General features: G+C 66.6%; 18 protein-coding genes. 5 read left to right on the plus strand and 13 right to left on the minus strand.

Going from position 1 to position 22406, the window contains the following annotated elements; genetic code table 11:
• Positions 1–102 precede the first annotated feature (102 nt).
• Genes HL671_RS07665 through HL671_RS07675 form a run of 3 tightly spaced genes read right to left on the minus strand, consistent with a single transcriptional unit; the run spans position 103 to position 2612 of the window.
• Positions 103–552: a GNAT family N-acetyltransferase gene (locus HL671_RS07665; protein ID WP_172236053.1), complete on the minus strand. Its 450-nt coding sequence runs from the start codon at positions 550–552 to the stop codon at positions 103–105.
• Positions 549–1577, minus strand: coding sequence for a peptidoglycan -binding protein (locus tag HL671_RS07670; RefSeq protein ID WP_172236054.1), 1029 nt, complete (start codon positions 1575–1577; stop codon positions 549–551). The genes HL671_RS07665 and HL671_RS07670 overlap by 4 nt, the downstream gene beginning before the upstream one ends.
• Before the next feature lie 42 nt (positions 1578–1619).
• Entirely contained in the window at positions 1620–2612 is a 993-nt protein-coding gene (locus HL671_RS07675) for a hypothetical protein (protein WP_012046758.1), read from the minus strand.
• 184 nt (positions 2613–2796) lie between these two features.
• On the opposite strand from HL671_RS07675, the gene HL671_RS07680 reads away from it, so the two are divergent.
• The 5 genes from HL671_RS07680 (at position 2797) to HL671_RS07700 (ending at position 10076) form a co-directional block, all read left to right on the plus strand.
• A complete protein-coding gene (locus HL671_RS07680; RefSeq protein ID WP_172236055.1) occupies positions 2797–3612 on the plus strand; it encodes a DUF1295 domain-containing protein in 816 nt (271 codons plus the stop codon).
• Positions 3609–4640, plus strand: a complete 1032-nt coding sequence (locus tag HL671_RS07685) for an SAM-dependent methyltransferase (protein WP_012046756.1) — start codon at positions 3609–3611, stop codon at positions 4638–4640. Before HL671_RS07680 ends, HL671_RS07685 begins: the two co-directional genes overlap by 4 nt.
• Before the next feature lie 278 nt (positions 4641–4918).
• Positions 4919–6115: an efflux RND transporter periplasmic adaptor subunit gene (locus HL671_RS07690; RefSeq protein WP_210263805.1), complete on the plus strand. Its 1197-nt coding sequence runs from the start codon at positions 4919–4921 to the stop codon at positions 6113–6115.
• A gap of 6 nt (positions 6116–6121) precedes the next feature.
• A complete protein-coding gene (locus tag HL671_RS07695) occupies positions 6122–9277 on the plus strand; it encodes a multidrug efflux RND transporter permease subunit (RefSeq protein ID WP_012046754.1) in 3156 nt (1051 codons plus the stop codon).
• A 202-nt stretch (positions 9278–9479) separates the two neighbouring features.
• Positions 9480–10076 carry an outer membrane protein gene (locus HL671_RS07700; RefSeq protein ID WP_172236056.1) on the plus strand — a complete coding sequence of 199 codons (597 nt, stop codon included), beginning with the start codon at positions 9480–9482 and terminating at the stop codon, positions 10074–10076.
• Between the two features lie 45 nt (positions 10077–10121).
• Here HL671_RS07700 and HL671_RS07705 read toward each other — a convergent pair whose 3' ends face one another.
• The 10 genes from HL671_RS07705 to tkt all read right to left on the minus strand — a co-directional run bounded on the left by HL671_RS07705 (position 10122) and on the right by tkt (position 22232).
• Entirely contained in the window at positions 10122–10913 is a 792-nt protein-coding gene (locus HL671_RS07705) for an inositol monophosphatase family protein (RefSeq protein ID WP_012046752.1), read from the minus strand.
• A 124-nt stretch (positions 10914–11037) separates the two neighbouring features.
• Positions 11038–12144, minus strand: a complete 1107-nt coding sequence (locus tag HL671_RS07710) for a tetratricopeptide repeat protein (RefSeq protein ID WP_172236057.1) — start codon at positions 12142–12144, stop codon at positions 11038–11040.
• Between the two features lie 10 nt (positions 12145–12154).
• Entirely contained in the window at positions 12155–12832 is a 678-nt protein-coding gene (locus HL671_RS07715) for a thiamine phosphate synthase (RefSeq protein WP_012046750.1), read from the minus strand.
• A 1-nt stretch (position 12833) separates the two neighbouring features.
• Positions 12834–13856, minus strand: coding sequence for a class I fructose-bisphosphate aldolase (locus tag HL671_RS07720; protein WP_172236058.1), 1023 nt, complete (start codon positions 13854–13856; stop codon positions 12834–12836).
• 240 nt (positions 13857–14096) lie between these two features.
• Complete coding sequence (gene fba / locus HL671_RS07725; protein ID WP_172236059.1) at positions 14097–15164, minus strand: class II fructose-bisphosphate aldolase; 1068 nt, start codon at positions 15162–15164, stop codon at positions 14097–14099.
• 196 nt (positions 15165–15360) lie between these two features.
• On the minus strand, positions 15361–15618 hold the full coding sequence (locus HL671_RS07730; RefSeq protein ID WP_172236060.1) for a hypothetical protein: 258 nt from the start codon (positions 15616–15618) through the stop codon (positions 15361–15363).
• Between the two features lie 46 nt (positions 15619–15664).
• Positions 15665–16855, minus strand: a complete 1191-nt coding sequence (locus HL671_RS07735) for a phosphoglycerate kinase (RefSeq protein WP_012046746.1) — start codon at positions 16853–16855, stop codon at positions 15665–15667.
• 114 nt (positions 16856–16969) lie between these two features.
• The gene (gap, locus tag HL671_RS07740) at positions 16970–17977 is read right to left on the minus strand and encodes a type I glyceraldehyde-3-phosphate dehydrogenase (RefSeq protein ID WP_012046745.1); all 1008 of its coding nucleotides are present in this window, start codon (positions 17975–17977) and stop codon (positions 16970–16972) included.
• A gap of 144 nt (positions 17978–18121) precedes the next feature.
• The gene (gene recQ / locus HL671_RS07745; protein ID WP_012046744.1) at positions 18122–19999 is read right to left on the minus strand and encodes a DNA helicase RecQ; all 1878 of its coding nucleotides are present in this window, start codon (positions 19997–19999) and stop codon (positions 18122–18124) included.
• Between the two features lie 247 nt (positions 20000–20246).
• Complete coding sequence (gene tkt / locus HL671_RS07750; protein WP_012046743.1) at positions 20247–22232, minus strand: transketolase; 1986 nt, start codon at positions 22230–22232, stop codon at positions 20247–20249.
• Positions 22233–22406 lie beyond the last annotated feature (174 nt).

A 22406-nucleotide genomic window follows, 5' to 3' on the forward strand; every position in this document is an offset into this window, starting at 1 on the left:
GGGCGATACTCGCCACATCGTTCTTCGCCAAACCCTGCTGCGGCCTGTGGTCGCTCGGTTGTCGGGACGACGGCGGTATGTGTCGCTGCGATCGGGAGGCGATTAAGGCGTCCACGCCATGCGCAGGACCGGGCGGCCCGAGGTCGGATTGACGTCCGCGCCGGCCTCGACGAAGCCGCTGCGCTTGTAGAACCGGATGGCGCGGGCGTTGTCGGTGTTGACCAGCAGCGTGATGCCGCCGGGGGACCTCGCCTTCGCGGCCTCGACCAGGCGCGTCGCGAGCGGCGAACCCCAATGCTGCGGCGCGACCACGAGCTGATCGAGATAGCCCGTGGCATCAATGGTCACGAAGCCCGCGAGCGCGCCGTCCGTCTCGGCGACGATCACCTCGGCGTTCGGCACCAGCTCGTTGCGCCAGCGCGCGCGCCACCACGGCATCCGCGCCGCGAAGTCGATCGCGGGATAGGCCAGCTGCCACGTCGCCTGCCATAACGCGATCGCCGCGTCCTCGTCCGCCGCGCGATAGGGCCGCAATGAGACGTTCGGCGTCACCGCTCCGTCAGCTTCAATTCGATGCGGCGGTTGCGGCGGAAGGCATCTTCGGTGTTGCCGGGATCGAGCGGCTGGAATTCGGCAAAGCCGGCGGCGACGAGGCGCTGCGCGGGCACGCCGAGCGAGATCAGATATTGCACCACCGAGATGGCGCGCGCCGACGACAATTCCCAGTTCGACTTGAACACGGGGCTGTTGATCGGCCGCACATCGGTATGGCCGTCGACCCGCAGCACCCAGGAGATCTCGGTCGGGATCTGCTTGTCGAGATCAACCAGCGCCGTGGCCACCGAGTTCAGCTCCTGTTGTCCCTCGGGCAGCAGGGTAGCCTGGCCGGTGTCGAAGAACACCTCCGACTGGAATACGAAGCGGTCGCCGACGACGCGGATGTCGGGACGGTTGCCGAGGATCGCGCGCAGCCGGCCGAAGAATTCGGAGCGATAGCGCGTCAGCTCCTGCACCCGCTGCGCCAGCGCGACGTTGAGGCGGGAGCCGAGATCGGCGATGCGGTTCTGCGATTCCTTGTCGCGCTTTTCGGAGGCGTCGAGCGCATCCTCGAGCGCGGCGAGCTGGCGCCTGAGCGCACTGATCTGCTGGTTCAGCACCTCGATCTGGGCCATCGCCCGCGCGGTGACCTGCTTCTCGGAATCGAGCGCCCGGTTCAGCTCGTTGGTCCGGCCGGCGGCATTGCTGCCGGCGCTGGCAAGGCCGTCATACAGACCTTTGACGCGGTCGCGCTCGGCTTCGGCGTTGGCGAGGCCCGCGCGCAATTGCGCGACCTGGTCATCCAGCGAGAGCTTGCCGAGCTTCTCCAGCGACAGCATCTCGTTGAGCTGCGCGATCTTGGCGTTGAGCTGCTCCAGCGCCTTGTCCTTGCCGGTGACCTCCTGCGACAGGAAGAACTGCACCACCAGGAAGACGGTCAGCAGGAACACGATCGACAGCACCAGCGTCGACAGCGCGTCGACGAAGCCCGGCCAGTAGTTGAGGCCGGAATCTCCACGGCGGGTACGGGCAAGCGCCATTCAGCGTCTCCTCAGAACTGCCAACGCAAGCGCGGTTGCGCGCTAGCTCTTTTCCGTCTGCCGCGCGAGCCGCTCCAGGAGCCGCTTGATCTCGCGGTTCTGCTCGCCCTGGCCGTCGGCCCATTCCCGGATCATCTGCTGCTCGGTGCGCATGTGGCCGACCAGGCCCTGGATCGCCTCGGCGAGGTTGGCCATCGCCGCGGTGGCGCCGCGGCCCGATCCTTCCTCCATGGCCGTCCGCAGCCGCTCGACGGCGATGGCGAGATCTCCGCTCGCGCCGTCGCCGCTGCCGCCAAATTCGCGCACGGTGCCGGCGAGCCAGTCCTCGAGGTCGGTATAGAAGCGGTTCTGCGCCTGGCTCGATTGCAGGTCGAGGAAGCCGAGGATCAGCGATCCGGCGAGGCCGAACAGCGAGGACGAGAACGAGATGCCCATGCCGCTGAGCGGCGCCGCCAAGCCGCCCTTCAACGTGTCGAACAGCGCGCCGGCGTCGCCGCCGACCTTGAGCCCGTCGATCACCTTGCCGACCGAGCCGACGGTTTCGATCAGGCCCCAGAAGGTGCCGAGCAGGCCGAGGAAGACCAGCAGGCCGGTCATGTAGCGCGAGATGTCGCGGGCCTCGTCCAGGCGGGTGGCGATCGAATCCAGCAGATGGCGCATCGTCTGCTGCGAGATCGACATTCGGCCGGAGCGTTCGCGGCCGAGGATCGCGGCCATCGGAGCCAGCAGGGTCGGGTGGCGGGGCACCGCCAGGCCGGGATCGGCGATGCGGAAATTGTTGACCCAGGACACTTCGGGATAGAGCCGGATGACCTGCCGGAACGATAAGACGACGCCGATCAGCAGCACCGCACCGATCAGTGCGTTGAGCCCCGGATTGGCGAAGAACGCCATGATGATCTGCTTGTAGAGCACCACCCCGACCAGGGCGCACAGCACCAGGAAGACCAGCATCCGCACCAGGAAGATCCGGGGCGTGGACAATTTGGTCATTGCGACGTCCATCGCGGAGCGGGAAGGGGAGCCTTGAGGCATTGTCGATGACATCCGTTGCGGGGGGACCGGTCCCGAAAATCCACTATGGCACAGCAGCGGCGGGAGAAAAGCCGCGATCGGCGCAATTCCCGTCCCCTGCGCGGAACTGTGGCTGAAACCGGCGGGCGTCCGCGGCGTAGTTAGTCCCGTGGCTTATATTTAGCTGGAATGCCCGGGCTTTGTCATGACCATCCTGGAATATCTGCAAGCTCTGCTGGCGATGGCGCTGGCGATGTCCGTGCTGATGGCGCTGGCCTGGATGGTGCAGCAGCGCAGCGGCAATTCGGGCTGGGTTGACACGATCTGGACATTTTCCGTCGGCCTCGTCGGCGCTGCCGGGGCGATCTGGCCGGTCGGCGGTGCCGCGCCGAATGCGCGGCAATGGCTGGTGGCGGTCCTGGTTGCGATCTGGGCGGTGCGGCTGGGCGGCCACGTCGCGGTGCGCAGCCGCGGCATCTCCGACGACCCGCGCTACGCCGAATTCGCCAGGCAATGGGGCGCCGCCGCGCCGCGGCGGATGTTTCTGTTCCTGCAGCAGCAGGCCTGGGGCTCGATCCCGCTGGTGTTCGCGATCTTCGTCGCCGCCCATGCGCCGGCGGCCGAACTGCGCCTGCAGGACTATCTGGGCATCCTGGTGCTGTTTCTCGGCATCGCCGGTGAGGGGCTCGCCGACGCGCAGCTGAAGGCGTTTCGCGCCGATCCCGCCAACAAGGGCAAGGTGTGTGACGTCGGGCTGTGGCGCTGGTCGCGTCATCCCAACTACTTCTTCGAGTGGGTGTGCTGGCTGTCCTACCCTGTCATCGCGCTGTCATTCGACAATCCGTGGGGCCTCGCGAGCCTGCTGGCGCCGCTGTTCATGTACTGGATCCTGGTCCATGTCACCGGCATCCCGCCGCTCGAGCAGCAGATGCTGCGCTCGCGCGGCGACAGCTACCGGGCCTACCAGGCGCGCACCAGCGCCTTCTTTCCCCTGCCGCCGCGTGACGGAGCCACCGCATGAGCTTCATCTCCACCATCATCGGCGCCGCCGAGCGCGTGCCGTTGCCCGATCCAGTGATCCGTGCCGTGATCCATGAATTGTGCGCGCGCACGGCGGCGCGGCTGGCGCAGCCGCAGGCGATGGGCGACGCAGAGTTCGCCCGCCTGCTGGCGATGCGGCCGATCGCCGAGCATACCGATGCGGCGAACAGCCAGCATTACGAGGTGCCGGCCGCGTTCTTCGCGCGGGTGCTGGGGCCCAATCGGAAATATTCCTGCTGCTTCTACAAGGACCCGGCCTCGACCTTGCAGGAGGCGGAGGAGGAGGCGCTACGTCAGACCGTCGCCAATGCCGGTCTGCAGGACGGCCAGCGCATCCTGGAGCTCGGCTGCGGCTGGGGCTCGCTGTCGCTGTGGATGGCGCGGCAGTTTCCGCATGCGCAGATCACGGCGGTGTCCAATTCTCACTCTCAGCGTCTCGCCATCGCTGACATGGCGAGCGCGCGGGGCCTGCTCAACCTGCGTGTTGTCACCGCCGACATGAACGACTTCGCGCCGGACGGCCAGTTCGATCGCGTGGTGTCGGTCGAGATGTTCGAGCACATGATGAACTGGCGGCAATTGCTGTCGCGCGTCAGATCGTGGCTGAAGCCGGAGGGGCGGCTGTTCATTCACATCTTCACCCACCGCACCGGCTCCTATCTGTTCGACCGCAATGATCGCGAGGATTGGATCGCGCAGCATTTCTTCACCGGCGGCATCATGCCGAGCCACACCCTGATCCGGCAGCACGAAGATCTGTTCGCGGTGGAGAAGGAGTGGCGCTGGAGCGGCACGCATTATCAGCGCACCGCCAAGGATTGGCTCGCCAATTTCGACGCCGATCGCGACCGCATCCTGCAGGCGCTGCAGCCGGTCTATGGCGACGACACCGCGTTGTGGATGCGCCGCTGGCGCTGGTTCTTCCTCGCCACGGCCGGCCTGTTCGGTCACGACGAGGGTCGGGAATGGGGCGTCAGCCACTATCGTCTGCGTCCGGCCAATACATAAATCGAGGGCTGCCGGATTCGCCGGAACCGGCGCACAATGCCGGTTTCGCTGTGCGGAACCGGCTGGAACCCGCCGACACAAAACGCTCACAATTCGGTGAGTCGTAAAAAGCGATTAGGAATGAAGGGGTTGGCTCGTGTGACATCAAGCCGCCCGGCTGCTGCGTTGCGTCGCAGCGTGCGCTTTCTATGTTGCACGGGACATTGCCGCCAGAATGGCGCCATGACCGGGACGCCCGGTCGACCGCTTTGCAACATCATCCAGGGGCGCAATTACCCATGTCTCGTTCGCGCGCGGTGCTGATCAGCTCCGCATTGATGCTCGCCGTTGCCGCGCCGCTGCTGGCCGGCTGTAACGAAGCTACGCAGGCTCAGGCGTCCGCCAACGAACAGGCCGTCGTTCCCGACGTCGGCATCGTCACCGTCGAGCAGAAGCCGCGCGCGATCGTGCGCGAGCTGCCCGGCCGCATTGCGCCGACCCGCGTCTCCGACGTTCGGCCGCGGGTGTCGGGCATCGTCGTCGAGCGGCTGTTCCGCCAGGGCAGCGAGGTCAAGGCAGGCGATCCGCTGTACCGGATCGACCCGAAGCCCTTCGAGGTGGAAATCATGTCGGGCCGTGCGGCGCTGGCGAAGGCCGAGGCGGTGCATGAGCGCGCCGTGCAGCAGGCGCGCAGGATCAACCTGCTGTTCAAGGAGCGCGCCGCGCCCGAGGTCGAGCATGAGAAGGCGATCGCGAGCGAGCGCGAGGCGGCGGCCGATGTCGAGGCCCGCAAGGCGGATCTCGCGCGTGCCCAGCTCAATCTCGACTACGCGACGGTGCGTGCGCCGATCGACGGCATCGTCGGCGCCGCGCAGGTCAGCGAAGGCGCCATCGCGGTCCAGAACGAGACCTCGCTCGCGACCATCCAGCAGCTCGATCCGATCTATGCCGACTTCACCCAGTCGGTCAGCGAGCTCAACCGCCTGCGCCGCGCCTTCGAGTCCGGCGATCTCGACCAGATCGCGCCGGACGCGATCAAGGTCCGGCTCGTGCTCGATGACGGCACGTTGTATTCGATTCCGGGCAAGCTGCTGTTCTCCGATGCCAAGGTCGACGCTGCCACCGGCCAGGTCACGTTGCGGGGCGAGTTCGCCAATCCGAAACGCGAGCTGCTGCCGGGCATGTATGTGCGCGTGCGTATCGAGCAGGGCATCGACAGCGATTCCGTCGCGGTGCCGCAGCAGGCGGTGCAGCGGAACGCCGCCGGCGGGTCCGAGGTCTACGTCATCCGCGAGGACAACCGCGCGATCGCGCGGCCGATCCGCACGGGTCCGATCCAGGACGGTCTGGTGCTGGTTACCGACGGCCTCAGGGCCGGCGACCGGGTGGTGGTCGACGGCTTCCAGAAATTCGCCGCCGGCGACAAGGTGGCCCCGCAGGCCTGGACCGAGGCCAGCGCCGCGGCTCAGATCGAGCCGAACGCGACGCCGCGTTAGTCGCCGATGCCGAGCTTCTTCATCGACAGGCCGATCTTTGCCTGGGTCGTCGCCCTTTTCATCTGCCTGATCGGCGCGATCGCGATTCCCCTGCTGGCGGTGGCGCAATATCCGATCATCGCGCCGCCCTCGATCTCGATCTCGACCAGCTATCCCGGCGCCTCGCCCGAAAACCTCTACAACAGCGTCACGCGCCTGATCGAGGAGGAGCTCAACGGCGCCTCCGGCATTCTCAATTTCGAATCCACCAGCGACTCGCTCGGCCAGGTCGAGATCACCGCGAACTTCGTGCCGGGCACGTCGACCAATGATGCGTCGGTCGAGGTGCAGAACCGGCTGAAGCGCGTCGAGGCGCGGCTGCCGCGCGCGGTCATTCAGCAGGGCATCCTGGTCGAGGAGGCCTCCGCCGCAGTGCTGCAGATCATCACCTTGCAGTCGACCGACGGCAGTCTCGACGAAATCGGCCTCGGCGACTTTATGATCCGCAACGTGCTCGGCGAAATCAGGCGCATCCCTGGCGTCGGCCGCGCCACGCTGTATTCGACCGAGCGTTCGCTGCGGGTCTGGCTCGACCCGAACAAGCTGATCGGCTACGGCCTCACCGCCGACGACGTCACCAAGGCGATCGGCGCCCAGAACGCGCAGGTCGCCTCGGGCAGTATCGGCGCCGAGCCGGCGACGACCGTGCAGCGCACCTCGGCGCTGGTGCTGGTCAAGGGCCAGCTCGATTCGCCGGATGAGTTCGGGTCGATCATGCTGCGCGCCAATCCCGACGGTTCGACGGTGCGGCTGCGCGACGTGGCCCGCATCGAGATCGGCGGCTTGAGCTATCAGTTCAACACCCGCCTCAACGGCAAGCCGACCGCTGGCCTGTCGGTGCTGCTGTCGCCGACCGGCAACGCGCTGGCGACCGCGAGCGCGATCGAGGCCAAGATGAAGGAGCTGTCGCGCTTCTTCCCGTCCAATATCAGCTACGAGATTCCCTACGACATCACCCCGGTGGTGAAGGCCTCGATCAAGCGGGTGCTGATGACCCTGGTCGAGGCCGTGGTGCTGGTGTTCGTGGTGATGTTCCTGTTCCTGCAGAACATCCGCTACACGATCATCCCGACCATCGTGGTGCCCGTGGCGCTGCTCGGCACCTGCGCGACCCTGATGCTGGTCGGCTACTCCATCAACATGCTGACGATGTTCGGCATGGTGCTCGCGGTCGGCATCCTTGTCGACGACGCCATCGTCGTGGTCGAGAATGTCGAGCGCATCATGGCCGAGGAGGGGCTGTCGCCGAAGGAGGCGACTCGCAAGGCGATGGGCCAGATCACCGGCGCCATCATCGGCATTACGCTGGTGCTGATGGCGGTGTTCGTGCCGATGGCGTTCTTCCCCGGCTCGGTCGGCATTATCTACCGGCAGTTCTCGGTCACCATGGTTGCGGCGATCGGCTTCTCGGCGCTGCTGGCGCTGTCGTTGACGCCGGCGCTGTGCGCCACCTTGTTGAAGCCGGTGCAAGCCGGCCACGGCCATGCCAGAACGGGGCTGTTCGGCTGGTTCAACCGCTTCATGGACGGAAGCCGCAACCGCTACACAAGCGTGGTCGGCGGCGCGTTGACGCGCACCGGACGGCTGATGCTGATCTACGCGATCTTCCTCGTCGGGCTCACCTACGCCTTCATCCAGCTGCCCGGCGGCTTCCTGCCGGTCGACGACCAGGGCTTCATCACCACCGACGTGCAGACCCCGGCGGACTCCTCCTACGCGCGGACGCAGGCCGCGGTCGAGGCGGTGGAGAAGTATCTGGCCAAGCGCGAGGGCATCGAGGACGTCACGTTCCTGACCGGCTTCAGCTATGCCGGCCAGGGCGTCAACACGGCGCAGGCGTTCATCTCGCTGAAGGACTGGTCCGAGCGCGGCAAGCAGGACAGCGCCGCGGCGCTGGTCGCCGACATCAACCGCGATCTGGCCTCGCTCCGCGATGCCAAGATCACCGCGCTGCAGCCGCCGCCGATCGACAATCTCGGCAACTCCTCGGGCTTCAGCTTCCGCCTGCAGGACCGCGGCCAGAAGGGCTATGCCGCGCTGACCGCGGCCGCCGACCAATTGATTGCCGCGGCCAATGCCAGCCCGGTGCTGCAGAAGGTCTATATCGAGGGCCTGCCGCAGGGCCCGCAGGTCAATCTGATGATCGACCGCGAGAAGGCCGGCGCCTTCGGCGTCACCTTCGAGGACATCAACAACACCATCTCGACCAATCTCGGTTCGACTTACGTCAACGACTTTCCGAATCGCGGCCGTATGCAGCGCGTCGTGGTTCAGGCCGACCGCATCAGCCGCATGAATGCGGACGACATTCTCAATTACAGCGTCAAGAACGCGAGGGGACAGCCGGTACCGTTCTCGTCCTTCGCGACGATCCAATGGGCCAAGGGACCGAGCCAGATCGCCGGCTTCAACTATTATCCGGCAATCCGCATCTCCGGCGAGGCGAGGGCGGGCTACACCTCGGGCGATGCGCTCAACGAGATGGAGCGTCTCGCCGCCAATCTGCCGCGTGGCTTCGGCTATGAATGGACCGGCCAGTCGCTGCAGGAGAAGCTGTCGGGCTCGCAGGCGCCGTTGCTGCTCGGATTGTCGGCGCTGGTCGTGTTCCTGTGTCTCGCTGCGCTCTACGAAAGCTGGACCATTCCGCTGGCCGTGCTCCTGACCGTGCCGCTCGGCATTCTCGGCGCCGTGGTCGCGGCCAATCTGCGCGGTCTCTCCAACGACGTCTATTTCACGGTGGCGCTGATCACCATCATCGGCCTCGCCGCCAAGGATGCCATCCTGATCATCGAGTTCGCCAAGGATCTGCGCGCCCACGGCAAGCCGCTGGTGGAGGCGACGATCGAGGCCTGCTCCCTGCGCTTCCGGCCGATCATCATGACCGGCCTCGCTTTCGTCTGCGGCGTGCTGCCGATGTCGATGGCCACAGGCGCCGGCGGTGCCAGTCAGCAGGCGCTCGGCACCAATGTGATGGGCGGCATGATCGCCGTGGTGGTCCTCGCGCTGTTGATGGTGCCGGTGTTCTTCGTCTCGGTGCAGCGGGTGCTCGCGGGCGATCGGGAGAAGCCGCAGCCGATGGCCGAGCGCGAGGTCTACGGACCGCCGGCGCCGGCGAAGCCGTAGGCGATCGGAGCAGCGCGCTCAAACGATCGTGCCACATTTGATCCCCGCAGATGCTCTGCTCCCTCCCCGCTGCCGATAATCGCTGGCGCGATTGCGGCGTGGGGAGGGAAGCGCACCCGCTTCGCGGCGCTCGATATCCTGTCTGTGTCTGGAGTTCGCCACTCTCCGCGTGTATGATCCGCAGACGTGTAGCGGTAACGGCATGTCGATGGTCTCACGCAAATTGGCTTTCGCGTTTCTGCTGGCTGGCCTCAGCCTCGGCGTTGACGCGGCCCACGCCCAGTCGGGCCCAGTCAAATACTGGCTTCCGGGCTGGCCGGTCGGCTTCAGCGAGTCCGGCAGCCTCGATTCCTACGGCGATGTTCCGAGCTTTACGACGAACGGAACCGACAGCGGCTTCTTCTCACGACGCTACAGCGTGACGAACAATTGGTCGGCGCTGTCGGGCGTCGGCCTCAGCTCGAACATCGTCAACCGCTATGGATCGCTCGGCTCCTACACCACCGAAGGTACGCAATACGGCTACACCTTCAAGAGCGGCGTCAGCTTCTACGGCGGCTTCGATACGCTGAAATACAATCCCGGCCTTGGCGGCCCGTTCGCGACCTTCGACGGGCGATCGACCTCGACTCCGGCCTATGCGATCAATGGCGGCGTCGAGTTCAAGCCGACGTCCAATATCAGCCTGTCGCTCGGCTTCAGCTATGCCGGCCAGTCGTCCGATCGCATCGACAGCGACATCAACTCGCCAGCCCTGCCCGGCGCCACGCCGCAGGCGTTCACCAGCGGCCGGCGGTAGAGCCGCGCGGGGCAGGTCTCTGCCCCCAAGGTATCCCCGGCGGCGTTACGCCGCCGCCTTCAGCACCCTGGCCAGCTCGCGGTGGATGACCTCGTTGCCACACAGCACGTGGCCGGTGGTCAGCGCGTCGGTCTTGCCGTCGACGTCGGAGACGGTGCCCCCGGCCTCGCGCACCATGATCATGCCAGCGGCGATGTCCCAGGGCTGCAGATCGCGCTCCCAATAGGCATCGAAACGGCCGGCCGCGACGAAAGCGAGATCGAGCGAGGCGGCGCCGAAGCGGCGGAGGCCGGCGACCCTCGGCTGCAGCGCGGTCATCTCGCGCAGGAACAACTGGTGGTCGCCGCGGCCGATATGCGGCAGGCCGCAGGCGATGACGCATTCATGCAGCTGACGGCGCGCGGCGACGCGCAGCCGCTGGTCGTTCAGGAATGCGCCCTTGCCGCGCTCGGCGATATAGAGCTCGTCATTGGCCGGGTTGTAGATCACGCCGGCGATCACCGTGTCCTCGCGGCGCAGCGCGATCGAGATCGCGAATTGCGGGATGCCGTGCAGGAAGTTGGTGGTGCCGTCGAGCGGATCGACGATCCAGGTATGCGACTTGTCGCTGCCCTCGCGCGTGCCGCCTTCCTCGCCGATGAAGCCGTAGCCGGGGCGGGCCTTCGAGAGGTCCTCGTACAGCATCTCCTCGGCCTTCTTGTCGGCGCGGGAGACGAAGTTCGCGGGTCCCTTCAGCGACACCTGCAGGTGCTCGATCTCGCCGAGGTCGCGCTTGAGGTTGCGGCCGGCCCGGCGCGCGGCCTTGACCATGACATTGATGAGGGCGGAATGGATCATGTTCTCGATGCGCTGGGCTGACCGCAGCTCGCGGTGTGCCTCGTCCGGACGGGCGGAGGCGGGTGAGACGGATGCAGTGGGTGCCCTGCCGGGGCGGCGACGTCAAGAGCCGATCAGGCGCCGGTCATTTGGTGGTTCCGAGCCAGCGCTTGGCGGCCTGCTCGCCCTTGGCGCGGTCCTCGGGCGGCATGTCGGCAAACTTCTCGTCGAGCTTGGGATCCCCCTTGCCGGCCGTCTTGGCCACCAAATGCCATTTGTAGCCTTCGACCTTGTCCATCGGAGCGCCGGCGCCGTAATAGAGCACCCAGGCGAGCCGGTTCTGGGCGATCGGGCTGTTCTGCCGTGCTGCCCGGCGCAGCAGGGACACCGCCGCCGGCTTGTTCTCGGGCGTGCCGACCCCGTTATAGAGCGCGATGGCGTATTCGACCTCCGCGTCGACATTGTCGGCGACCGCTGCCGCCTGCAGCAGCCGGGTCGCCTTTTCCGGGTCCTTCGGAACGCCCGTTCCCTCCTTGTAGAAGGTGGCCAGCGCATATTGCGCCTCCGGATTGCCGGCATCGGCAGCCATGCGCAGCAGCTCGGCGGATCGCTTGAGGTCCTGCGGCAGGGTCTGGCCGTCGAGATACAGCAGTGCGAGATTATAGGCCGCCTTGGGCTCGCCGAGCTTGGCGGCGGAGGCGAGCAGCTTCACCGCCTCCTGCTTGTCCACGGGGCCGCCGCGCCCCGCCAGGCGCATCATCGCCAGCGCGAACATCGCCTCGCGGTCGCCGGCCTCCGCGGCACGCTTGTACCAGATCGCCGCCTTCTCGTAATCGCGGCGGATGCCCATGGCGTTTTCGTACAGCTGGCCCAGCATCGCCATCGCCTTGGGATCTCCGGCCTGGGCGCGGGGCGTGGCCAAGTCGAAGGCGGTCTTGTACTGGCCGCGCTGATAGGCGCCGTAGACCAGGTCGACATTGGGATCGGTGGCGGCCGGCTGCGGCGGCTGCGGCGATGCCACCGGCGCCGGAGCGGCGGGCTTTGCCGTCGGGGCAGGGGCGGGCGCCGGCTTCTTCGTGACCGCTGGCGGCTTGGGTTTGTCGGCGGCCTTCTCGGCGGGCCGTTCGGCGGGTTTCGGCTTTTCGGCCGGCGGCTGCTGCAGGGTCGGCGGCGTCAACGAGATCTGCGCATGCGCCGCCGTCGTCGCCGCCGCGATCACCGCAAGCATATATGTCAGGCGCAGGAGGGTCATCGCCAGCCGTTCAGCCCTGTCCCGCCGGGGCGACCGGCGCCGCGGCATGAGCGGCCCGGATCGTCGCGCCGATCTCCGCCAACGCCGCGGCCGGGCCGCGGGCGTCGTTCCAGACGAGATCGTCGACCAGCACGAAATCGGCGCCGGCAGCCACGAAATCAGCCGCTTCCTTGAGCGAGATGGCGTAGCCTACGCAAGGCGGCTCGAACAGCTCGGCCCACCAGGCCAGGCGCTCGTTGATCGCGTCCGGCGAGGGCCGCCGTCCGTGGGCGTCGCGCTCGCCGAACAGCACGTAATCGGCGCCGAGTTCGCCGGCGCGCATCGAATCGTGGCGGGTCGACAAGCCGCCGATCCCGGCGATGCGGTCGGGCTTCAGGCCGGGGAGCGCCTCCTCCAGCACCTTGATCCCCGTTAAATGCGCGCCGTCGGCGCCGGCGCGGGCCACGATGTCGGGATGGCCGTCGATCAGCAGCGCCGCTCCGGTGCCCTGGATCGCGGGCGCCAGCGCCTTGACGGTGGTGATCATGCTGCGCGGATCGGTTTCCTTGAGCCGCACCAGCACCGCGGCGACGTCGGCGCTGCCGAGGATCGCCGGCAGGCTGGCCGCGAGCGGGGCCGGATCGGTCACCATTTGGGTTGCCAGATAGAGCCGCGGCGCCGGCCGCGCGGGAGCTGTCTTGTCGGACACGTCAGGCCGCCTCGTTCTCGCGTTCGGTGGTCCATTGACCGCGGCTCGCCAGCGCGTTCATGCGGGCGCGGTGGCTGAAGGCGCGCTGCGCGGCGCGGACGTTCGCCGTCCGGCCAGCCCAGACGCGCTGCGGCGCCGCCTGCAATGCGCGGCCATAGGAGAAGGTCAGCATCCAAGGCAGCGGGCCGCGCCGGTTGATTGCGTCGAGATGCGCCGTTGCCAGTGCATCCGATTGTCCGCCCGACAGGAAGGCGACACCCGGCACGGCCGCCGGCACGCACTCCTTCAAGAGCTGCACGGTTCGGTCAGCGACCTCCGTGACGCCGGCCTGCACAGGGCATTTCTGACCGGACACGACCATGTTCGGCTTCAGGATCATGCCTTCGAGTGCAACCCGCTGGATGCGCAATTCGCGAAACACCTCGTTCATCACGCGCCGCGTGACGTCGAAGCAGCGACCGATATCGTGATCGCCGTCCATCAACACCTCTGGCTCGACGATCGGCACGAGACCGGCGGCCTGGCACAGCGCGGCGTAGCGGCCGAGCGCATGCGCATTGACATGAACAGCGGTCATCGAGGGGATCCTGTCCTTGTCGAGATCGATCACCGCTCGCCATTTGGCGAAGCGCGCACCCAGCGCGTAGTACGCCGCCAGCCGATCCGCAAGCCGGTCGAGTCCCACCGTGACGGTTTCGCCGGGGCAGCCGGGCAGGGGCTGCGTGCCCTCGTCGACCTTGATCCCGGGAATGCTGCCGGCCTGCTCGATCAGCTTCACCAGCGGCGTGCCGTCGGCGGCGTTCTGCCGGATGGTCTCGTCATACAGGATGACGCCGGAGATGAACGTCATGCCGTCGCTGCGAAACAGCATCTCGCGATAGTCGCGGCGGTTCTGCGCGGTGGATTCGACGGCGATGGCGTCGAAGCGCTTCTTGATGGTGCCGGTGGATTCATCGGCCGCGAGAATGCCCTTCCCGGGGGTGACCATGGCGAGCGCGACGGTGTTCAGTGCGGAGAGATTCATGTTTGGCTCCAGACGCACCTGCCCTGCCCATCAAAATAGACGGTTCTCGGGCGGATGCCGAGCGAACATTGGCCGCAGGTAAGGCGGGCTCTCGGAGAGGTGAAGCAGGCTGCCTCTTTCGCCGAGCCTCTTTCGCCTCAGCCTTTCAATTGGCCGTCAGCGATGTCCTCTCCTCTCTAGGGAGGACATCGCTCTGGCGCCCATGCCTGGGCTCGATAAGCCTCGACGATGACGGCAGGCTTAAGCCACCGTCGGGTCGAGCTCGCCCTTGGCGTAGCGCTTGGCCATCTCCGCGGTCGTCAGCACGCGCTTGATCTTGCCGGCCTGGCCGGCGGTGTTGAACTCCTCGAAGCGCTGCTTGCACAGCCTGGTCATCGCTTCCATCGCCGGCTTCAGGTATTTGCGCGGATCGAACTCTTCCGGGTGCTCCGACAGGATCTTGCGGATCTGGCCGGTCATCGCCATGCGGTTGTCAGTATCGATGTTGATCTTGCGCACGCCGTTCTTGATGCCGCGCTGGATCTCGGCGACCGGCACGCCCCAGGTCGGCTTCATCTTGCCGCCATAGGAATTGATGATCTCCTGCAGGTCCTGCGGCACCGACGACGAGCCGTGCATCACCAGATGCGTGTTCGGCAGTTTGCGGTGGATCTCCTCGATCACGTTCATCGCGAGAATGTCGCCGTCCGGCTTGCGCGTGAACTTGTAGGCGCCGTGCGATGTGCCCATCGCGATCGCGAGCGCGTCGACCTTGGTCTCGCGCACGAACTTCACCGCCTCGTCGGGATTGGTCAGAAGCTGATCATGCGACAGCTTGCCTTCCGCGCCGTGGCCATCCTCCTTGTCGCCCATGCCGGTCTCGAGCGAGCCGAGGACGCCGAGCTCACCCTCGACCGAGATGCCGCCGAGATGCGCCATGGTGGTCACCGTCTTGGTGACGCCGACATTGTAGTCCCAATCGCCGGGCGTCTTGCCGTCGGCCTTGAGCGAGCCGTCCATCATGACCGAGGTGAAGCCGGACTGGATCGCGGTCATGCAGGTCGCCGGCTCGTTGCCGTGATCGAGATGCACGCAGATCGGGATCTGCGGATAGATCTCGGTCAGCGCGTCCATCATGTGCTTGAGCATGACGTCGTTGGCATAGGCGCGGGCGCCGCGCGAGGCCTGGATGATGACCGGGGCATCGGCCGCATTGGCCGCCTCCATGATCGCCAGCGCCTGCTCCATATTATTGATGTTGAAGGCCGGGACGCCGTAATCGTGCTCCGCCGCGTGATCGAGCAATTGACGCAACGTAATACGAGCCATGGCTGGAACTCCCTGATTAAGAATTGGACTGTGCGGCGGCTGACGCACGCGCCGAAACTGATCTCCCGTGCATAACGCGGCGGTGGGCGGAATCCAAGGGTGGCGGCGACGCAGGCGGGAGGAGGGGACGGTCAGGCGATGTTGAGGTTAGCGACCCGAGCTGGCGCCGCTGGTCGATCACGCCAAGGCCGCAGGATCAGGTCGTCCTGGCTTCGAGAGCCGCGATGCGCTCCTCGACCTCGCTGACCCGCTCGTCGAAGTCGCTGGCGGTTGCGCGCATCATGACCAGCATGCCGGCGGCATCGCGGCGCTGCTTGCGGATCAAAGATTCCATCCGCTCGTGTTCGGCGCGATCGTCCTGCCTGAACTGCCCGACCTCGGCCCGGAGTGCAGCGATGCCTTCCTGGATCTTCACCAGGATCGGACGAACAGCATCCGTCGGTGCCTCGGCCATGAATGGAACATAACAGAAACATTCATGGCCGACAAGCTCCGCGGTCTCAGACTTTCAGTACCTCGACGCCCGGCAGCGGCTTGCCTTCCATCCACTCCAGGAAGGCGCCGCCGGCGGTCGAGACGTAGCTGAAGTCCGATGCCACGCCGGCCTGGTTGAGCGCCGCGACGGTATCGCCGCCGCCCGCCACCGAGATCAGCTTCTTGGCCTTGGTCCGTTCCGCCGCATGCTTGGCGGCCACCATCGTGCCGCGGTCGAACGGCGTCAGCTCGAAGGCGCCCAGCGGGCCGTTCCACACCAAGGTCGCCGCATCGTCGATCGCGGCATGGATGCGCGCGGTCGATTGCGGGCCGACGTCGAGGATCATGCTGTCCGGCGGGATCGCGTCCAGGCCATAGGCGAAGGACGGCGAGTTGGCCGCGAAGTGATAGGAGACGGTGGCATCGACCGGCAGGATGATGGCGCAGTTCGAGGCTTCCGCCTTCTCCATGATCCGCAGCGCGGTCGCGGCGAGATCCTTCTCGGCCAGGGACTTGCCGATCTGCACGCCCTGGGCATGAAGGAAGGTGTTGGCCATGCCGCCGCCGATCACCAGCGCATCGACCTTGGTGACGAGGTTTTCCAAGAGGTCGATCTTGGTCGACACCTTGGCGCCGCCGACGATCGCGATGACCGGCTTGACGGGCGACCCCAGCGCCTTCTCCAGCGCGTCGAGCTCGGCCTGCATGGTGCGGCCGGCATAGGCCGGCAGCTTGTGGCCGAGGCCCTCGGTCGAGGCATGGGCGCGGTGGGCGGCAGAGAACGCGTCGTTGACCCAGATGTCGCCGAGTTTCGCCAGTTCGGCCACGAAGGCCGGGTCGTTCTTCTCTTCCTCTTTATGGAAGCGCGTGTTCTCCAGGCATAGCACGTCGCCGTCCTTCATCGCGGCGATGGCGGTTGCGGCCGGCTCGCCGATGCAATCATCGGCGAAGGCGACCGGGCGCTTGATCACCGCGGACAGCGCGGCCGCGACCGGCTTCAGCGAGTCCTTCGGATCGCGGCCCTTGGGCCGGCCGAAATGGGCGAGCAGGATGACCTTGCCGCCCTTGGTCGCGATCTCGTTGATGGTCGGCGCGACGCGCTCCAGCCGCGTCGTGTCGGTGACGTGGCCGTTCTCGGTGGGCACGTTGAGGTCGACGCGCAGCAGCACGCGCTTGCCTTTGGGATCGACGTCGTCGAGGGTGCGGAATTTTGTCATGTCGAACATCTCCCTCCGTCATGGCCGGGCTTGACCCGGCCATCCACGGCTTAGTTGCCTTGCGAGCAAGATGTGGATGCCCGGCACAAGGCCGGGCATGACGGTGTATGTGGGTTACAGCAGCTTGCCGATTGCGACGGCAGTGTCGGCCATGCGGTTGGAGAAGCCCCACTCATTGTCGTACCAGGACATCACGCGCACGAGGTTGCCGTTCATGACCTTGGTCTGGTCCTGGTGGAACGTCGAGGAGTGCGGATCGTGGTTGAAGTCGATCGAGACGTTCGGCGCCGTGGTGTAGCCGAGGATGCCCTTCAGCTCCTGCTCGCTGGCGCGCTTCATCGCCTCGTTGATCTCCTTCGGATCGGTGTTGCGCTTGGCGACGATCTTGAGGTCGACCACCGAGACGTTCGGCGTCGGCACGCGGATCGCGACGCCGTCGAGCTTGCCCTTCAGCTCGGGGAGTACGAGGCCGATCGCCTTGGCCGCACCGGTCGAGGTCGGGATCATCGACATCGCCGCCGCGCGGCCGCGATAGAGATCCTTGTGCATGGTGTCGAGCGTCGGCTGGTCGCCGGTGTAGGCGTGGATCGTGGTCATGAAGCCGGTCTCGATGCCCACCAGATCGTTCAGCACCTTGGCGATCGGCGCCAGGCAGTTGGTGGTGCACGAACCGTTGGAGACGACAAGATGATCCTTGGTCAGCGTCGTGTGGTTGACGCCGTAGACGATGGTGGCGTCGGCGCCGTCGGCCGGCGCCGAGACCAGCACGCGCTTGGCGCCGGCGGTCAGATGCGCGGAGGCCTTGTCCTTGGAGGTGAAGATGCCGGTGCATTCGAGCGCGATGTCGACGCCGAGATCCTTCCACGGCAGCTTCGACGGATCGCGCTCGGCGGTCACCTTGATCTTGCCGCGGCCGATATCGATGCTGTCGCCGTCGACGGTCACGGTGTGGGGGAAGCGGCCATGCACGCTGTCGAAGCGCAGCAGATGGGCATTGGTCTCGACCGGGCCGAGATCGTTGATGCCGACCACCTCGATGTCCTTGCGACCCGACTCCGCGATGGCGCGCAGAACGTTACGGCCAATGCGGCCAAACCCGTTGATCCCGACCCGGACTGCCATGTTCGTCTCCTTCAATGACGTTTCTCGTCCCCGTCTGCGACCCTTTCGGAAGGGCGCCACGAGGGTTTTGGAACTAATGCCGACCGGTTCTGCCGGACGGGAGCGGACGATATGAGCCCTTGGTAGCCCGTTTTTGCGCCAATCTCAACTGTCTGATGGCGATCCTGATCCTGAGGCGCCTGCCGCCGTGATCAGCGCCAGCAACTCGTCGCCGTAATGTTCAAGCTTCTTGTCACCGATCCCGGGGATGTCGCGAAGCTGCCCGAGCGTGGCCGGCCGGGCGCTGGCGATGCCATCGATGGTTGCATCGTGCAGCACGACATAGGCTGGTACACCACGCTTGCGCGCGATCTCCGAGCGCCAGGCCCGCAGGCGCGCGAGCAGCGTGGCATCGCCTGCCGCGGCCGGCCGCTGCACCAGGTCGCCACGCCGCGATTTGCTGCGGATCGCACGGCCGGTGCTCGCCGTCTGCTCGCGCAGCAGGATCGGCGTCTCGCCCTTCAACACGCCGCGCGCGCTCTCCGTCAGCTTCAGCGCGCCATAGGCCTCGCTGTCCGGCGCGAGATGGCCCATCGCCACCAGCTGGCGCAGCGCCGCGCGCCATTGCTTCTCATTAAGTTCGCGCCCGACGCCGAACACTGACAATTGATCATGTCCGAACTGCTTGACGCGCTCGGTCGCGCGCCCCACCAGCACGTCGATCAAATGCATGGCGCCGAAGCGCTGCCCGGTGCGATAGGCACAGGACAGCAACTTTTGCGCGATCACTTTGCCGTCGCGCACCTGCGGCGGCGACAGGCAATTGTCGCAATTGCCACATTTCTCGTCCGCCGGGGTCTCGCCGAAATAGCTCAGGAGCAGCCGGCGCCGGCAGCCGGCGGTCTCGGCCAGCGCCACCAGCGCGTCGAGCTTGCGGATCGACACCCGCTTGAACGCCTCGGCGCCGGTGGACTCGTCGATCATCCGGCGCTGCTGCACGATGTCGGACAGGCCGTAGGCCATCCAGGCGGTCGACGGCTTGCCGTCGCGCCCGGCGCGTCCGGTTTCCTGGTAGTAGGCCTCGATGCTTTTCGGCAGATCGAGATGCGCCACGAAGCGCACGTCGGGCTTGTCGATGCCCATGCCGAAGGCGACGGTCGCGACGACGACGATGCCGTCCTCGTTGATGAAGCGGTCCTGGTTGCGCGAACGCACGCTCGCCTCGAGCCCGGCATGATAGGGGATCGCGGTGATGCCGGCCTCGGTCAGCGCCGCCGCGGTATCCTCGACCTTGGCGCGTGACAGGCAGTAGACGACGCCGGCGTCACCCGGGTGGCGCTCCTTGATGAAGGCCTTCAGCTGCGCCGGCCCGTTGTTCTTGTCGACGATCTCGTAGCGGATGTTCGGGCGGTCGAAGCTCGCGACGAATTGCGGTGCGTCGGTGAGGCCGAGCCGTTCGGCGATCTCCTTGCGCGTCAGCTCGTCGGCGGTCGCGGTCAGCGCGATGCGCGGCACCTCGGGGAAGCGTTCGGCAATGATCGACAGGCCGATATATTCCGGGCGGAAATCGTGCCCCCATTGCGACACGCAATGCGCCTCGTCGATCGCGAACAACGCGATGTCAGCGCGCTCCAGCAGCGCCAGGCAGCGCGGCGTCACCAGCCGCTCCGGCGCGACGTAAAGTAAATCGAGATCGCCGGCGATGAGCCGCCGCTCGACCTCGTCGGCCTCCTCGCGCGACAGCGTCGAGTTCAGCACCGCGGCATTGACGCCCGCCTCGGTCAGCCCGGCGACCTGGTCGCGCATCAAGGCAATCAGCGGCGAGACGACGATTCCGCAGCCTTTGCGCAGCAGCGCCGGCAGCTGATAGCACAGCGACTTGCCGCCGCCGGTCGGCATCAGCACCAGGCAATTGCCGCCCGCGGTGACATGCCGGACCACCTTCTCCTGCGCGCCGCGAAAGCCCGGCAGCCCGAACACCGAATGCAGCACGGCCAGCGCGCGATCGGCCGTATCGGTCGTGGCGTTGGGGGCTGAGGCCATGGGTGGAGAGAGCGTCCGCAGGTCGGGAGAACAGGGGCGTCAAGCCGCGCCGGTTCTCGTATTGTCCTCGTCTTTGCGCGTCACAGTCAATGCCGCTCCTCGTCCTGAGGAGCTTGGCGAAGCCAAGCGTCTCGAAGGACGAGGCCCGTGATCTCGACCCGGGCCTCATGGTTCGAGACGGCGCTTTGCGCCTCCTCACCATGAGGGTTGAGATCGGAGGCTGGCGATGCAGCCGCTTGCGGCAGGATCAGCCCAGCCGCTTCACGGCCGCGTCCACGGCGGCCTCGGCGGTGATGCCGAAATGCTTGTAGAGCTCCTTGTAGGGGCCGCTCTCGCCGAACGAATGCATGCCGATGAAGATGCCGTCCGAGCCGATCACGGCGTCCCAGCCCCAGCGCACCGCGGCCTCGATCGCGATCTTGACCGGTGCCTTGCCGATGATGGCGGCCTTCGCGTCCTCCGGCTGCTCCAGCAGCAGCTCCAGCGACGGCACCGAGACCACGCGCGCTGGAATGCCACGTTCGGCGAGCTGCTTCTGCGCGGCGACCGCGATCTCGACCTCGGAGCCGGTGGCGAACAGCGACACCTTGGCCTCGCCTTGGGCTGCGACCAGCTCATAGCCGCCATGGCTGCACGGATTGTCCGACGGGGCCGAGGTGCGCAGCTGCGGCAGGTTCTGCCGCGTCAGCGCCAGCACGGTTGGCCCGTTGGTGCGGTTCAGCGCCAGCTCCCAGCACTCGGCGGTCTCGACCGCATCGGCCGGGCGGAACACGCGCATGTTCGGGATCGCGCGCAACGCCGCCAGATGCTCCACCGGCTGATGCGTCGGGCCGTCCTCGCCGAGGCCGATCGAGTCGTGCGTCAGGACATAGACGACGCCGGCACCCATCAGCGCCGACAGCCGCATCGCGCCGCGGGCATAGTCGGAGAACACCAGGAAGGTGGCGCCGTTCGGCGCGAAGCCGCCATGCAGAAAGATGCCGTTCATGGCCGCGGCCATGCCGTGCTCGCGGATGCCGTAATGGATGAAGCGGCCCTTCGGCGTCTTGGCCGAGAACGAGGTGGCCGACTTCGCCTTGTTGTTGTTGGAGCCGGTGAGGTCGGCGGAGCCTGCGACGAATTCGAACGGCATCGCCGCGGCGATCACCTCGATCGCGGCCTCCGACGATTTGCGCGTCGCGATGTTGAGCGGGGTCTCCAGCAGCGCCTTCTTGTGGTCCTTCAGCGCTTTTGCGAGCGCCGCGGGACGCTCATGGCGCAACCGGCGCTCGAACTCGGCGCGCTTGCGCGGGCCCATCTCGGCGAGCCGCGTCTCCCATTCGGCGCGCGCAGGCGCGCCGCGGCGGCCGGCCTCGCGCCAGGCCGCCAGCACGTCGTCCGGCACCGAGAAAGGTTCCAGGGAGATGCCGAGCTTCTCCTTGGCGCCCTTCAATTCCTCCGGCCCGAGCGCCTCGCCATGCACCTTGGAGGTGCCGGCCTTGGTCGGGGCGCCATAGCCGATCGTGGTCTTGCAGGCGATCAGCGACGGCCTGGAGGATTTCTGCGCACGGGCAATCGCGGCGGCGATCGCCTCCGGATCATGGCCGTCGATCAGCTCGGCGGCCCAGCCGGCCGACTTGAAGCGCTTCACCTGGTCGACCGAGTCGGCGATCGACAGCGGGCCGTCGATCGAGATGCCGTTGTCGTCCCACAGCACGATCAGCTTGTTGAGCTTCCAGTGCCCGGCCATCGCGATCGCTTCCTGGGAGATGCCCTCCATCAGGTCGCCGTCGGAGGCCAGCACGTAAGTGTGATGGTCGACGATCTTCTTGCCATATTCAGCCTGCAGCATCTTCTCGGCCAGCGCCATGCCGACGGCGGTCGAGATGCCCTGGCCGAGCGGGCCGGTGGTGGTCTCGATGCCCTTGGTGCGGAAGTTTTCCGGATGGCCGGGGGTGAGCGAATCGACCTGGCGGAAACGCTTGATCTGGTCGAGCGTCATCTCCTCGTTGCCGGTGAGATACAGCAGCGCGTAGAGCAGCATCGAGCCGTGGCCGGCCGACAGCACGAAGCGGTCGCGGTCCGGCCAGGCGGGCGCTGCAGCATCATATTTCAGCACGCGGGTGAACAGCACGGTGGCGACATCGGCGGCGCCCATCGGCAGGCCGGGATGGCCCGATTTCGCCTTCTCGACGGCATCCATCGCGAGCGCGCGGATGGCGTTGGCCATGCGGGAATGATCGACCTGCGTCATGCTGGAATCCGTCCAAACGTGAAGTGCTGATGACAAGAGAGCCGCCGGTATCGCTGGCGGGCCCGGAATTTGCGGGCTGATTAGCACCTCGGTTCCGGGAATCAAAGGCAATGCAACGTCCCGGGCCGCCCAAAAGTTGCTTAGTAGTGCATAGTTTCGGCCGAGCGTTGCGCT

The sequence above is a fragment of the Bradyrhizobium denitrificans genome (genome assembly GCF_013179005.1).
GTDB lineage: Bacteria > Pseudomonadota > Alphaproteobacteria > Rhizobiales > Xanthobacteraceae > Bradyrhizobium > Bradyrhizobium denitrificans.

Bases quoted from the DNA above. Each gene is read 5' to 3' on its own strand.
- HL671_RS07670 (WP_172236054.1), bottom strand. From the start codon at position 1,577: ATGGCGCTTGCCCGTACCCGCCGTGGAGATTCCGGCCTCAACTACTGG.
- HL671_RS07675 (WP_012046758.1), bottom strand. From the start codon at position 2,612: ATGCCTCAAGGCTCCCCTTCCCGCTCCGCGATGGACGTCGCAATGACC.
- HL671_RS07680 (WP_172236055.1), top strand. From the start codon at position 2,797: ATGACCATCCTGGAATATCTGCAAGCTCTGCTGGCGATGGCGCTGGCG.
- HL671_RS07685 (WP_012046756.1), top strand. From the start codon at position 3,609: ATGAGCTTCATCTCCACCATCATCGGCGCCGCCGAGCGCGTGCCGTTG.
- HL671_RS07690 (WP_210263805.1), top strand. From the start codon at position 4,919: ATGTCTCGTTCGCGCGCGGTGCTGATCAGCTCCGCATTGATGCTCGCC.
- HL671_RS07695 (WP_012046754.1), top strand. From the start codon at position 6,122: ATGCCGAGCTTCTTCATCGACAGGCCGATCTTTGCCTGGGTCGTCGCC.
- HL671_RS07700 (WP_172236056.1), top strand. From the start codon at position 9,480: ATGTCGATGGTCTCACGCAAATTGGCTTTCGCGTTTCTGCTGGCTGGC.
- HL671_RS07705 (WP_012046752.1), bottom strand. From the start codon at position 10,913: ATGATCCATTCCGCCCTCATCAATGTCATGGTCAAGGCCGCGCGCCGG.
- HL671_RS07710 (WP_172236057.1), bottom strand. From the start codon at position 12,144: ATGACCCTCCTGCGCCTGACATATATGCTTGCGGTGATCGCGGCGGCG.
- HL671_RS07720 (WP_172236058.1), bottom strand. From the start codon at position 13,856: ATGAATCTCTCCGCACTGAACACCGTCGCGCTCGCCATGGTCACCCCC.
- fba (WP_172236059.1), bottom strand. From the start codon at position 15,164: ATGGCTCGTATTACGTTGCGTCAATTGCTCGATCACGCGGCGGAGCAC.
- HL671_RS07730 (WP_172236060.1), bottom strand. From the start codon at position 15,618: ATGGCCGAGGCACCGACGGATGCTGTTCGTCCGATCCTGGTGAAGATC.
- HL671_RS07735 (WP_012046746.1), bottom strand. From the start codon at position 16,855: ATGACAAAATTCCGCACCCTCGACGACGTCGATCCCAAAGGCAAGCGC.
- gap (WP_012046745.1), bottom strand. From the start codon at position 17,977: ATGGCAGTCCGGGTCGGGATCAACGGGTTTGGCCGCATTGGCCGTAAC.
- recQ (WP_012046744.1), bottom strand. From the start codon at position 19,999: ATGGCCTCAGCCCCCAACGCCACGACCGATACGGCCGATCGCGCGCTG.
- tkt (WP_012046743.1), bottom strand. From the start codon at position 22,232: ATGACGCAGGTCGATCATTCCCGCATGGCCAACGCCATCCGCGCGCTC.